At 63.4% G+C, this 11,941-nt stretch carries 12 protein-coding genes; 2 read left to right on the top strand and 10 right to left on the bottom strand.

What is annotated here, in order from left to right; all coding sequences use genetic code 11:
• The first annotated feature begins 73 nt into the window (after positions 1 to 73).
• Entirely contained in the window at positions 74 to 1,213 is a 1,140-nt protein-coding gene (locus JOE60_RS07280; RefSeq protein WP_167269332.1) for a bifunctional 2-methylcitrate synthase/citrate synthase, read from the top strand.
• Between the two features lie 76 nt (positions 1,214 to 1,289).
• Here JOE60_RS07280 and JOE60_RS07275 read toward each other — a convergent pair whose 3' ends face one another.
• Positions 1,290 to 1,802 (bottom strand): 8-oxo-dGTP diphosphatase, encoded by a 513-nt coding sequence (locus JOE60_RS07275; RefSeq protein WP_167269330.1) that lies wholly within the window; start codon positions 1,800 to 1,802, stop codon positions 1,290 to 1,292.
• 65 nt (positions 1,803 to 1,867) lie between these two features.
• Between JOE60_RS07275 and JOE60_RS07270 the strand changes: the two genes are divergently transcribed.
• Positions 1,868 to 2,629: a hypothetical protein gene (locus JOE60_RS07270; protein WP_239528836.1), complete on the top strand. Its 762-nt coding sequence runs from the start codon at positions 1,868 to 1,870 to the stop codon at positions 2,627 to 2,629.
• Between the two features lie 39 nt (positions 2,630 to 2,668).
• Here the strand turns inward: JOE60_RS07270 and xerD are convergent, their stop codons facing one another.
• The 9 genes from xerD to JOE60_RS18320 all read right to left on the bottom strand — a co-directional run bounded on the left by xerD (position 2,669) and on the right by JOE60_RS18320 (position 11,938).
• On the bottom strand, positions 2,669 to 3,628 hold the full coding sequence (gene xerD / locus JOE60_RS07265) for a site-specific tyrosine recombinase XerD (protein WP_167269328.1): 960 nt from the start codon (positions 3,626 to 3,628) through the stop codon (positions 2,669 to 2,671).
• Positions 3,629 to 3,630: 2 nt separating this feature from the next.
• Entirely contained in the window at positions 3,631 to 4,293 is a 663-nt protein-coding gene (locus JOE60_RS07260; RefSeq protein WP_167269326.1) for an NUDIX domain-containing protein, read from the bottom strand.
• 26 nt (positions 4,294 to 4,319) lie between these two features.
• Positions 4,320 to 6,065 carry a CTP synthase gene (locus JOE60_RS07255; protein WP_167269324.1) on the bottom strand — a complete coding sequence of 582 codons (1,746 nt, stop codon included), beginning with the start codon at positions 6,063 to 6,065 and terminating at the stop codon, positions 4,320 to 4,322.
• 126 nt (positions 6,066 to 6,191) lie between these two features.
• Positions 6,192 to 7,931, bottom strand: a complete 1,740-nt coding sequence (recN, locus tag JOE60_RS07250; RefSeq protein ID WP_167269322.1) for a DNA repair protein RecN — start codon at positions 7,929 to 7,931, stop codon at positions 6,192 to 6,194.
• A gap of 3 nt (positions 7,932 to 7,934) precedes the next feature.
• A complete protein-coding gene (locus JOE60_RS07245) occupies positions 7,935 to 8,972 on the bottom strand; it encodes an NAD kinase (protein ID WP_167269320.1) in 1,038 nt (345 codons plus the stop codon).
• A gap of 13 nt (positions 8,973 to 8,985) precedes the next feature.
• Positions 8,986 to 9,798: a TlyA family RNA methyltransferase gene (locus tag JOE60_RS07240; protein ID WP_167269318.1), complete on the bottom strand. Its 813-nt coding sequence runs from the start codon at positions 9,796 to 9,798 to the stop codon at positions 8,986 to 8,988.
• Between the two features lie 3 nt (positions 9,799 to 9,801).
• A complete protein-coding gene (locus JOE60_RS07235) occupies positions 9,802 to 10,065 on the bottom strand; it encodes a hypothetical protein (RefSeq protein WP_167269316.1) in 264 nt (87 codons plus the stop codon).
• A gap of 9 nt (positions 10,066 to 10,074) precedes the next feature.
• Positions 10,075 to 11,112, bottom strand: coding sequence for an HAD-IIA family hydrolase (locus JOE60_RS07230; protein WP_167269314.1), 1,038 nt, complete (start codon positions 11,110 to 11,112; stop codon positions 10,075 to 10,077).
• Positions 11,105 to 11,938, bottom strand: coding sequence for a tetratricopeptide repeat protein (locus JOE60_RS18320; protein ID WP_167269311.1), 834 nt, complete (start codon positions 11,936 to 11,938; stop codon positions 11,105 to 11,107). Before JOE60_RS18320 ends, JOE60_RS07230 begins: the two co-directional genes overlap by 8 nt.
• Positions 11,939 to 11,941 lie beyond the last annotated feature (3 nt).

Raw genomic sequence — 11,941 nt, 5'->3', positions numbered from 1 at the left:
CGGATCCATCAAGGGGAACGCAAGCCCGCCCGCCCAGTCCGGTGCGCTTGCCTTATGAACGAAGGAGTTCAGCATGACAGCTGAAGACATCAAAAAGGGCCTGGCCGGCGTCGTGGTGGACTACACCGCCGTTTCCAAGGTCAACCCGGAGACCAACTCACTTTTGTACCGCGGATATCCGGTCCAGGAATTGGCCGCCAAGTGCAGCTTCGAGGAAGTGGCATACCTGCTCTGGAACGGCGAACTGCCTGACGAAGCCCAACTGGCTGGGTTCAGCGCCCGCGAACGCGCCGGCCGCGCCTTGGACCCCGTGGTGAAATCAGTCATCGATGCCCTGCCCACCACGGCACACCCCATGGACGTCTGCCGCACGGCGACGTCCGTCCTGGGGGCCCGGCACGAACTGGCCGAAGACTCCTCGCCGGAAGCCAACATGAAGAAGGCGATCGATCTGTGGGCCGCCATGCCCGCAGTGGTGGCCTACGATCAGCGGCGCCGGCGGGGCGAGGACGTGGTGGAACCGCGCGAGGACCTGGACTACTCGGCGAACTTCCTGTGGATGACGTTCGGCGAAGATCCGGTGGACGAGGTCGTTGAGGCCTTCAACGTCTCCATGATCCTTTACGCCGAACACTCCTTCAACGCCTCCACGTTCACAGCCCGTGTGATCACCTCAACCCTCGCTGACCTCCACTCGGCCGTTACCGGGGCCATCGGCGCCCTCAAGGGTCCCCTGCACGGCGGCGCGAATGAGGCCGTGATGCACACCTTTGATGAGATCGGCATCCGCACGGAAGAGTCCCTCGACGAAGCGGCCAGCCGCGCGAAAACCTGGATGGAAGACGCACTCGCCCACAAAAAGAAGGTCATGGGCTTTGGACACCGTGTCTACAAGCACGGCGACTCGCGGGTGCCCACCATGAAGGCCGCCCTGGACAAGATGATTGCCCACTATGGCCGTCCCGAGCTCCTGGGCCTCTACAACGGGCTCGAACAAGCCATGGACGAAGCCAAGGCCATCAAGCCCAACCTCGACTACCCGGCCGGCCCCACGTACCACCTCATGGGCTTCGACACCCAGACGTTCACGCCGCTGTTCGTCGCAAGCCGCATCACCGGCTGGACAGCCCACGTCATGGAGCAGGTAGCCTCCAACTCACTGATCCGGCCCCTCAGCGAGTACAACGGACCAGACGAGCGGCACGTCCCGTAACGGCGCTGTTCCCTCCGCCTTAAGTACGACGGCGGCCCCGTCACCTTGGGTGACCGGGCCGCCGTCGACGTCTCTGCTACTGGGTGGGTTCATGCTGGGTGGGTTCCTGCCAGGAACCAGTGACGACGTCAGCCACGTTCTCGTTGTCCGCCGCAAGCTCCACCCGGACAGCGATCCGCTGCCCGGACATCATGGACGGCAGCCAGTGCTCGGCATCAGCCCACATGCGCTCCACTGGCAAAGCGGCTACAGGGAACCACTCCGGTGCTATTTCGTCGCTCTCCGACGGTTCCCCGTCCCAGACCCGGGTAAGGAAGACGGTAGTGGCCATGTCCCATTCCGGCCTGGCGGGAAAAACAAAATCCACGGTTCCGGCAGGAATCAGGTCCCCGGGTGAAACCACCACATTGATTTCTTCCATCACTTCCCTGCAGGCAGCCTGGACAGCAGTTTCACCGTCTTCCACGTGGCCACCCACGCCCACCACCTTCCCCAGGCCAAAGCCTGTTTTCTTGGTGCCCAGGAGCACTTGCCCGCCCTCCGGGCTGTCACGGAGAAGGAAGCACAACGTCACATGGGCTGCAGTCATGCTGACAACAGTAACTGCACGGGCCCACGTTCATTCGTGGGCAGCACCGTTGCTACAGTGAGCCCATGAATGAACGTGGGGGCGATGCGAGCGTGACGGCCGGCGGCGCAAGCGACGTGGATCAGGTTGCCTCCGAAAACGACCAGGCACGTGGCCAGGTTGCCAACACGCCAGCCAAAGCGGGGCAGGACGCGTGGATCCCATCCTGGCTGGTGGCCCACCCCCTCCTTGCCGGATGGGCCTGGACATTCCTGTGGGCAGGCCTGATCGTCCTCGATGAAGTGCTGGACCTTGCCGGATGGACCTGGTACCTGCTGGTCCTGGTGGCCGCGCTGCCGACCCTCGTATCAACGCTGGTGGTATTGCACGCCACTCCGCGAAGCCATTTGAAGGCCGTGGACGCCACCGTCCTGGGGCACTTCTTTGTCCGGTTCCTCGGTTTGGTGGCTGCGTTCATGGTGTGGGCAGTCTCTGTGGTGATGAGTGCTTCCATTTCCACCACCGTCCAGTCGGTGATTGGTGACTCCGAAAAAGAAGTCACGGCCCTGGGTTTCAACTTGATGGTGGCCGCCGTTCCCCTGGTCCTCACGGTGCTGTGGATGGCCTTCATCGTCCGCTGCGCCTGGTTCCTCCGGCGGCTCCGCGGCTGGCGGCAAATCCCGGTCAAGACCCGCGTGCCCAAGAAGTTCCTCCGTGGACGGCCCCGGCTTAAGCGCGTCGTGGTGGGCCTGGCACATCCGGGGCTCCTTTTGGTGGCCGGCCTGGGGACCTCGCTGCTGGGATTGTTTGTCGACGCAGCTGAACTGACCTTGGAAGTCCTCCGCTAGCAGTGTTGCTCCATCGACTCCGAGGGAACCGTGTGATTCTTATCCGAGGGCCCGTGGATGGGCTGCTGCGTAAACTTCACGCAGGGTGTCTGCAGTAACCAGCGTGTACACCTGGGTGGTGGTGACCGAGGCGTGTCCCAGAAGTTCCTGAACCACCCTTACGTCCGCTCCACCTTCCAAAAGATGCGTGGCAAAAGAGTGACGGAGGGTGTGCGGTGAAACATCCTTGGTGATGTTGGCCTTTTCGGCCGCTGTTTTGAGGATGGTCCACGCGCTTTGGCGGCTGATCCGTCCACCGCGGGCATTGAGGAACAGGGCCGGATTTCCTTTGCCCTTGGATGCCAGGAGGGGCCGGCCGCGGACGACGTAGGATTCAACTGCCCGCGCGCCGTAGGACCCCAGCGGCACCAATCGCTCCTTGGATCCCTTTCCGAACAACCTGACGATCGCCGGTCCCCCGCCGGTGTGGTCCAGGGAGACATCATCAACATCCAGTCCCACGGCCTCGCTGATGCGGGCACCGGTGGAGTAGAGGAATTCAAGCAGGGCGCGGTCCCGCAAGCCGGTGGCGGTATCGGATCCTGCTGCTTCCAGGATCCGCGTTACTTCATCCACGGTGATGGCCTTGGGCAGCCGCTTCCCCGGCATGGGCGGGTGGACATCGCCGGCGGGGTCCGCCGTCGTGGTTCCTTCCAAAGCCCAGAACTTATGCAGGCCCCGGACCGCCACCACTGTGCGTGCTGCCGATCGGACACCCAGGGCTGCTGCACCATCGCTGCCGTCCGATAGAGCCTGGGCAAATCCAGTGACGTGGTGCCGGGTGATGTCCCCCGGCCGCTCCACGCCGCTTGCTGCCAGGAAATTGGAATACCTGGCCAGATCGCGGCGGTAGGCAGCCAACGTGTTGGTAGCCAGGCCGCGCTCCACCCCCACGTGCTGCAGGTAATCGGTGACAGCGCGGTCAATCGGTGTGATATTCCGGGTGGCTGCCTCAGCCATGCTCAGCGCTGGCTCGGGTGCGCCGGCCACGGCGCGTTGGCCGGACGCAGCTTGGTGAAGCCATCAGCCTTGGCAGCGGCCGCGGCCAGGATACCCAACACAGCAGAAGGATTGTGCAGGCGGCCCTCCAAGACAGCCTTTACAGCATCGTCCAGGGACACCCATTCAAGCTCAATCTCTGCTTCCTCGTCGGTCCGGACATGCCGATCGGCCTCGGGCACGTCCGAGATACCACGGGCCAGGTAGATGCGAACTGCTTCGCTGGATGAACCCGGTGAATTGAAGAAGTCCACCAGGACGTTCCATGTAGCCGCTTGCAGGTCCGCTTCTTCAGCCAGTTCCCGCGCAGCACCCACCACGAAGTCTTCGCCTTCAACGTCCAGGAGCCCGGCCGGGATTTCCCAGAGATCCATGCCCACCGGATGCCTGTACTGCTTCAAAAGAAGAATCTCGCCATCGACGTTCATGGGAAGCACCGCTACGGCCCCCGGGTGGTCAATGTAGTCACGCACCAGAGTGCCAGTGTCCTCAGCGAGCTGGAAGGAATCACTCACCACGTCCCAGATGCGGCCCTCGTAAACCTTGCTGGTAGACAAAAGACGGCGCGGGCTCGGCACGTCCGAAACCTGCCTCGAAGTGCGTGGGGTTCCAGAAATACCGGGCATCGCGCCGTCCTTTTTCTCGTTTGGCTTTACTTGGCAGCCACTGCGCGGGCGCCGGTCTTGGTGTCGGCCGGGGCGCCTTCGCGACGCTCCAAGGCAGCCTTTACCAGACCTGCAAACAGCGGGTGCGGGCGCGTGGGCCGTGAGCTCAGCTCAGGGTGCGCCTGCGTTGCCACGTAGTACGGGTGCACATCGCGGGGAAGTTCAACGAACTCCACGAGCTTGCCATCAGGCGAAGTGCCGGAGAAGACCAGGCCTTCGGCCGCAATCTGCTCGCGGTACTTGTTGTTCACCTCGTAGCGGTGGCGGTGACGTTCGCTGACGGTGGTGGTGCCATAGGTCTCCGCAATCACGGAGCCCTCATCGAGCTTGGCTTCGTAAAGGCCCAGGCGCATGGTGCCACCGAGGTCTCCCTTGCCGTCCACAATGTCCAGCTGCTCTTCCATGGTGGCGATGACCGGGTACTTGGAGTCCGGCTCGAATTCGCTGGAGGACGCACCTTCCAGACCCACCACGTTGCGTGCATATTCGATCACCATGCACTGCAGGCCCAGGCACAGGCCCAGCACGGGGAGCTTGGATTCGCGGGCGAACTTCAGCGCGCCCAGCTTTCCTTCGAGTCCACGGATACCGAATCCACCCGGGACGCAGATGGCGTCAACACCGGACAGGGCCTTGGTGGCCCCGGCCAGGGTTTCGCACTCGTCCGACGGTACCCAGCGGATCTTAACCTTGGCTTCGTTGGCGAACCCACCTGCACGGAGCGCCTCCGTCACGGACAGGTAAGCGTCCGGAAGGTCTATGTACTTGCCTACCAGGGCAACCTCGACCTCGTGCTTTGGATTGTGGACAGCCTCGAGGAGCTTGTCCCACTTGGTCCAGTCCACGTCCTTGAACGGCAGGTCCAGGGCACGGACGATGTACGAGTCAAGCCCCTGGGAGTGCAGGGTCTTGGGGATGTCGTAGATGCTGGGGGCATCAGCGGCGTTGACCACGGCGTCGATGTCGACGTCGCACATGCGGCCGATCTTCTCGCGCATGGCGTCGGGAACTTCGCGGTCCGAACGGATCACGATTGCTTCGGGCTGGATGCCGATGGAACGGAGTGCCGCTACGGAGTGCTGCGTCGGCTTCGTCTTCAGTTCCTGTGACGGCCCGATGTAGGGAACCAGCGAAACGTGGAGGAAGAACACGTTGTTGCGGCCAACATCCTGGCGGACCTGGCGTGCGGACTCCAGGAAGGGCTGCGACTCGATGTCGCCTACGGTACCGCCGATTTCGGTGATGATGACGTCCGGAGCGTTCTTGCCCTCAGCAGGCAGTCGCATGCGGCGCTTGATCTCATCAGTGATGTGCGGGATGACCTGAACGGTGTCACCCAGGTACTCACCACGGCGTTCCTTGGCAATCACTGTGGAGTAGACCTGGCCGGTTGTTACGTTGGCCGACCCCTCGAGGTTCTCGTCCAGGAAGCGCTCATAGTGTCCGATGTCGAGATCGGTCTCTGCGCCGTCATCCGTCACGAATACTTCGCCGTGCTGGAAGGGATTCATCGTACCCGGATCCACATTCAAGTAGGGATCGAGCTTCTGCATAGTTACAGACAAACCGCGTGCCCGCAGCAGGTGGCCGAGGCTTGAAGCCGTCAGACCCTTACCGAGCGAGGACGCCACACCACCGGTGACGAAGATGTGTTTGGTCGTCTTGGACGAGCCCGGGAACCGGGAATTTACACGGGAATTTGATCGCTGCACCACGGAATTCGAGCTTATCATCAATTACGCCTTCCCAGCGTCTGTTCGGCTTCCCCAAATGGTCAATGGTTGCCCACTACGGCGTCCCAATCAAGAGCACAGCCGGATCCCGGGGACCCAATGTGATTGTGCTCATGCCACGCGCAGCTACGCCCGCTGGGGAAGCAACTTGGCGTCGTCCAGCAACTCCTGGGCGTGGGCCTGTGCGGATTCGGAATCTTCCTGTCCGGCCAGCATCCGGGCCAGTTCCTTCACCCGCTGATCCCCGTCAAGCAGCTGGACGTCGCTGGACGTGAATCCTGTGCTGGTTTTCCCATCGGAGCCCCTCACGGACGTCTTGGTCACCCGGATGTGCTGGTCGGCGAACGCCGCTACTTGGGGCAAGTGCGTCACCACCAGGACCTGGACGTGTTGTGCCAGCATCGCCAGCCTGCGGCCGATTTCGACGGCGGCCCGGCCACCCACGCCGGCGTCCACCTCGTCGAACACAAAGGTTGGGACGGGATCCACGGCAGCGAGCACCACTTCGATGGCCAACATGACCCGGGAGAGTTCACCGCCGGACGCGCCTTTGCCCAACGGCCGGGCAGGTGCGCCGGAGTGTGGCTGGAGCAGGAAGGCGATCTCATCGGTCCCCCACGGGCCCAAGGTCCCACTGCTGTCCAGTTCAATGACCAAGGTGGCGTCCGCCATGGCCAAGGCCTTCAACTCGGCACTCACGCGTGTGGACAGGTCCTTGGCTGCCTTGGAGCGGGCCTTGCTGATGGACGCCGCCTGCTTCCGGAGCGTCGCTTCGGTGGAAGCAACTTCGGCATCCAGTGACTCGATGCGGCTGGAGTCATCCTGCAGTTCATCCAAACGCACGCGCGCCTCCGCAGCCCAGTCCAGGACTTCGTTGATGCTGGGCGCGTACTTGCGGATCAACGTGGCCAATGCAGCCCTGCGTCCCTCAATTTCGGAAAGCCGTTCAGGGCCCTCTGTATCCAAGGAAGCCTGGTAGCTGGAGAGTTCCGCGGCAATGTCATTGAGAAGGAAGCCCACTTCAGCAAGCCTGGTGGCGGCGGAGCGCAGCTCTTCATCGTGCTCGGCCACGTGTTCCAAGGTCCGCTTTGCAGCGTCCACCATGGACGTCGCGTCCCCGGCATCCCCGAATTCCTCAGCTATCAGGGACTCGTGGGCCGCTGCAGCTGCAAGCCTTAGTTCTTCGACGTTGGCGAGCTTCACGGCTTCGGCCTTGAGGGTCTCGTCCTCGCCTGGCTGGGGATCCACGGCATCGATTTCCTGAAGGGCCGCATCCAGCGATTCGGCTTCACGGAGCCGCTCACGGGCTTCCCGCCGCAGGGTTTCCAGCTCAGTCTGGATGGCCTTCCAGTGGTTGTACAACTCTTGGTAACCGCCCAAAACCTTCGCCAGCGGTGCGCCGGCAAATCTATCCAGGGCCTGACGTTGCGCAGTGGCACTCTTGAGCCGGATTTGGTCCGACTGACCGTGCACCACAACAAGGCTTTCACCCAGCTCTGCCAAGACACCAACAGGTGCTGCCCGCCCACCCACGTAAGCCCGGCTTCGGCCGTCCGCGCCCACGGTGCGGGCCAGCAACAGTTCAGCAACGCCGTCGAACTCTTCGGCGTCCCCGCCGGCTTCCTTGGCACGTTCAATGGCGCTGTGATCCGGCGCGAGTTTCAACACGGCCTCGGCAGAGGCCGACTTCGCACCGCTGCGCACGGCACCGGCGTCGGAGCGGGCACCCAACAGCAGTCCGACGGCGGTCACCACCATGGTTTTACCGGCACCGGTTTCGCCGGTCACTACGCTGAGGCCTGGTCCCAACGGCAGGGCGGCATCGGTGATGACGCCCAGATCGCGGATCCGGAGTTCTTCAAGCATGTTTCACTTCGCCTTTGTGGAGTCGAAAGGTTCACCGTGCCCGGGTTCGGGCGCTGGCGCGTCCAGGGGGCTGGGCAAAGGTGCCGGCGCCAGGGTCCTGACCACCGGAATGGGGCCGGTGTGGACCTCACCTGTGCGTGGCGCCGGACCCCTCCAGCCGTGGATCGGCAACTCAAACTTGCGGACAAGCCTGGCAGAGAAAGGTGTTTTATGTGTCCGGGCCAACCGCACCGGCCTGCTGGAGCGTGTCACTTCAACGCGGGCACCCGGCGGCAGGTCAACGGACCGGCGGCCGTCGCACCACAGCACACCCAGGGCATCGGTCCGGTTCATGATCTCCACGGCAAGCTTGGACCGCGGCGAGACCACCAACGGCTTGGCAAACAGGGCATGGGCACTGATGGGGACGATCACCAGGGCCTCCACCTCGGGCCACACCACGGGGCCCCCGGACGAGAAAGCGTAAGCGGTGGAACCCGTGGGGGTAGCCATGACCACGCCATCGCAGCCGTAAGACGTCAACGGGCGTTCATCCACTTCCGTGACAACTTCCAGCATCCGCTCACGGTTGGCTTTTTCGATTGCGGCCTCGTTCAGCGCCCAGGTGTGCCAAATCTTCTGGCCCTTGACCCACACCTGCACATCGATGGTCATGCGCTCTTCCACCGTGTACTGGCGGCTGGCGATCCACTCCACCGTCTGGGCAAGGTCGGCGCGTTCACTCTCGGCCAAGAACCCCACATGACCCAGGTTCACGCCCAGGAGCGGGACGTCCACCTCACGGACAAGCTCGGCCGCGCGGAGGATGGTTCCGTCCCCGCCAAGGACCATCACCAGTTCCACATCCTCCAGGTTCACCTGGTCATTGAGGATTTCCACGGGTGTGTCCAAGGCGCCGAAGAAACGCTCAATATCGGCGAGCTCGGATTTTTGAAGTACTGGAACCAAGCCGGACGAATGCAGTTGCGTCACGGCATCCCACGCTGCGCGGAGCGATTCCTCCCGCCCTGTGTGGGCAAGGACAAGTACACGCCTGCTCATCGGGTTCTGCTTTCTACTGGTTTGGCCAGAGTTTGTTGATCAACGCAGCAACGTCCTCGTCCCGCTCTTCGATCTTAGGCAACAGCTCGGACATCCGGCGTCTCATCCACAGGAAGTATTCAACATTTCCGTCCTGGCCCGGCAGCGGACTCATGGCCAGATCCATCAGCTCAAGCCCGGCATCCACCGAAGCCCGGGCCACCTGCGCCACCGCCCGGCGTCGTTCCTGCTCCGAGGACACCACGCCAGTCCGGCTCAGACGGTCCTTCCCCACCTCGAACTGCGGTTTGACCATCAGGACCACATCTCCGCCGGGCTCAGTGCACTGGGCCAGGGAATAGGCCACCAGCGTCAGGGAGATGAAGGACAAATCCCCCACGGTCAGCTGAACGCGGCCGCCGATGTCTTCCGGTTTCATATACCGGACGTTGAGCCCCTCGTGCACCGAGACGTCGGGATGCCCGCGGAGTTGAGGCACCAGTTGTCCGTGGCCAACGTCAACTGCCACCACGTGCGAGGCTCCACGCCGCAACAGCACGTCGGTGAAGCCGCCCGTGGACGCTCCGGCGTCGAGGCACCGCTTCCCGGAAGGTTCGACGCCGGGGAAGGCTTCCAGCGCGCCGGCCAGTTTATGTCCGGCCCGGCTGACGTAAATGTCCTCAAGATGGGCCTCAACCGCCAGGTCCGTCGACTCGTCCACCTGAAGGGACGCCTTGGCCACCACCGCGCCGCCGGCGCTGACCTTGCCATCGCTGATGAGCTTCGCCGCGTGGGTGCGGGACCTCGCCAGCCCGCGGGTGACGAGTTCCTGATCAAGTCGTGTCATGCGTCAGCTGTTGCCTTCCGGGCTGATGGTGGCTGGTGCCGTGGGCATGCCCGGCTCCGTTTCAAGTGCTGCCAGCAAGGAATCATGAATGTCCGAATAGAGCCCGCCGTGATGGTGAACCGGAGAATCCGGGACGTCGTCCAGGGCCGCCATGGCGCCATCCACCAAGGCATCACCAGAGGCTGGCGGAGATCCGGGCCAGAGGGCGCCGGACCTGATCGGGGCCACGCCGGAATCGGGATCCAGTGGGTCATTCGGCTCGGTCATCGCACCAGTCTAGTGAGTTTGCCAGTGCTGGGGGTCTTCAGTAGTGGGGGTCTTCAGTGCTGGGGGGGTTTGCCAGTCAAGCTCCGGTGTCCGGGCCACGTCGGTCTCGGGCACTGCGGCCCACCAGGCCGCGCAAGCAGCCCGCCATGCGTCCAGATCGTTGCTGTCCCCTACCACCACCAGAAGACCGTCCTTGGCTGTTGCCTCGGCCTGCCCACAACGGAACGTCCCGCCCTCATCCACTATTTCGGGATAGGGGGCGTAGAGCCCTTCAAGATCCGCCAACAGATACGTGGGACGCTCAGCTGTCCTTGCCGCCAGAATGGAGTGGGTGGTATCCACCCCGGTGAGGACTGCCGCCGTCGCAAATCCTGCGCGGTTACCGCCCAGGATGTCCGTGTCCAGGCGATCGCCCACCACCAGTGGACGGTCTGAGCCAAGACGCTTCGCTGCTGTGTGGAACAACGGGGCCTCTGGCTTTCCCGCAACCATTGGCTTCTTGCCGGTGGCGGCCGCAACTGCGGCCACCAAGGTCCCGTTGCCCGGTGCGATGCCCCGGGCCTGGGGAATCGACATATCCGTATTCGTTGCGAACCAGCTGGCTCCCCCGGCCACCACATACGATGCCTCGGCCAGGTCCTTCCACCCGATTTCCGGGTTGAAGCCCTGAACCACAGCAACCGGGTTCTCCTCGGCGCTGTGGACAGGAGTCAAGCCGGCCAACTCGATTTCCTGGGCAAGCGCCGCACTGCCCGTGATGAGCACACGGGCACCGGACGGCAGCATGGAAGCCAGCAACTCACCCGCAGCTTGCGACGAGCTCACCACCTGGTGGTCCTCCGCCGGTGCGCCGAGTTCCCTGAGGTGCTCGGCCACCTGGGCGGGGGTCCTGGAGGCATTGTTGGTGACGTAACCCAACCCCACGCCAAAGGTGGAGAGCCTGCGCAGAGACTCAACAGCTCCAGGGATGGCGTGGGGTCCCGCGTAGACCACCCCGTCCAGATCGGACAGGACGGCATCGAAGGAGGAGATCAGAGCATCAGTCATTCCGGGAATCGGCATCCTGGTCTGCTGACTCTGCAGCAGCCTCTGCTGCTTCCTGACGGTCTGCGTCGTCCTCAACGGAATCCATGTCCGATTCCGCATCATCCGACTCGAAGAAGTCAGACTCGACGTCATCGAGTTCAACGTCGGCTTCGGCCTCGGCGTCTGACGCAGCAGCTTCAACGATCACGGTCTCGGTGTCCCGAGCCACCACAGCGGTGTCCCGGGCAGGCTTCTCAAAGCGTGGCTTGCGCGCGGCTTCCTCTTCCTGCTCGTCCCAGCCCAGATCCATGATCTCGGGCTCAGCGAAGTCACCCACGCCAAGGGCGTTTTCGGCAACCAGCGCCTGACGCGCCCACTTGTCAGCTTCCTCGGTGCGACCAACGGCGGAAAGAGCCTCGGCGTAGGCCCGGAAAAGGCGCGGGCTGTAGGAGAACGCCCGGTTCAAGTCCAACTGGGGAATCTCCAGCTCGGACACGGCAGCGTCGAACTGCTCCAGGTCAGAGCGTGCACCAGAGGCGACAATGGCCAATTCAACCTTGCCCGGTGCGTCCAGATCCTGGGCTTCCGGGGATCGAACCATGTCCAGCGCGCGGTCGGGGCGGCCCAGTCCACGCTCGCAGTCGGCCATGACCGGAAGATGGACATTCGAGCCACTGATGCGCCGGTATGTCCGGAATTCACGAAGAGCCTCGCCATAGTGGCCCGCGGCGTACGCGGTCAGGCCAACGGCTTCGCGAACCACCGAAAGACGGCCACCACGGCGGCTGGCAGCCAATGCGTGCTGGAAAGCCAGCTCAGGCTCAATGTCGATCAACCGGCCTGCCATCAC

The sequence above is a fragment of the Paenarthrobacter ilicis genome (assembly GCF_016907545.1).
GTDB classification, from domain to species: Bacteria; Actinomycetota; Actinomycetes; order Actinomycetales; family Micrococcaceae; genus Arthrobacter; species Arthrobacter ilicis.
Note: the sequence above shows the minus strand (reverse complement) of the source record. Positions and strands in the feature narration are given on the sequence as shown.

What these genes read in the sequence shown, in the direction of transcription:
- JOE60_RS07280 (WP_167269332.1), top strand. Translation starts at nt 74, where the DNA reads ATGACAGCTGAAGACATCAAAAAGGGCCTGGCCGGCGTCGTGGTGGAC.
- JOE60_RS07275 (WP_167269330.1), bottom strand. Translation starts at nt 1,802, where the DNA reads ATGACTGCAGCCCATGTGACGTTGTGCTTCCTTCTCCGTGACAGCCCG.
- JOE60_RS07270 (WP_239528836.1), top strand. Translation starts at nt 1,868, where the DNA reads ATGAATGAACGTGGGGGCGATGCGAGCGTGACGGCCGGCGGCGCAAGC.
- xerD (WP_167269328.1), bottom strand. Translation starts at nt 3,628, where the DNA reads ATGGCTGAGGCAGCCACCCGGAATATCACACCGATTGACCGCGCTGTC.
- JOE60_RS07260 (WP_167269326.1), bottom strand. Translation starts at nt 4,293, where the DNA reads ATGCCCGGTATTTCTGGAACCCCACGCACTTCGAGGCAGGTTTCGGAC.
- JOE60_RS07255 (WP_167269324.1), bottom strand. Translation starts at nt 6,065, where the DNA reads ATGATAAGCTCGAATTCCGTGGTGCAGCGATCAAATTCCCGTGTAAAT.
- recN (WP_167269322.1), bottom strand. Translation starts at nt 7,931, where the DNA reads ATGCTTGAAGAACTCCGGATCCGCGATCTGGGCGTCATCACCGATGCC.
- JOE60_RS07245 (WP_167269320.1), bottom strand. Translation starts at nt 8,972, where the DNA reads ATGAGCAGGCGTGTACTTGTCCTTGCCCACACAGGGCGGGAGGAATCG.
- JOE60_RS07240 (WP_167269318.1), bottom strand. Translation starts at nt 9,798, where the DNA reads ATGACACGACTTGATCAGGAACTCGTCACCCGCGGGCTGGCGAGGTCC.
- JOE60_RS07235 (WP_167269316.1), bottom strand. Translation starts at nt 10,065, where the DNA reads ATGACCGAGCCGAATGACCCACTGGATCCCGATTCCGGCGTGGCCCCG.
- JOE60_RS07230 (WP_167269314.1), bottom strand. Translation starts at nt 11,112, where the DNA reads ATGACTGATGCTCTGATCTCCTCCTTCGATGCCGTCCTGTCCGATCTG.
- JOE60_RS18320 (WP_167269311.1), bottom strand. Translation starts at nt 11,938, where the DNA reads ATGGCAGGCCGGTTGATCGACATTGAGCCTGAGCTGGCTTTCCAGCAC.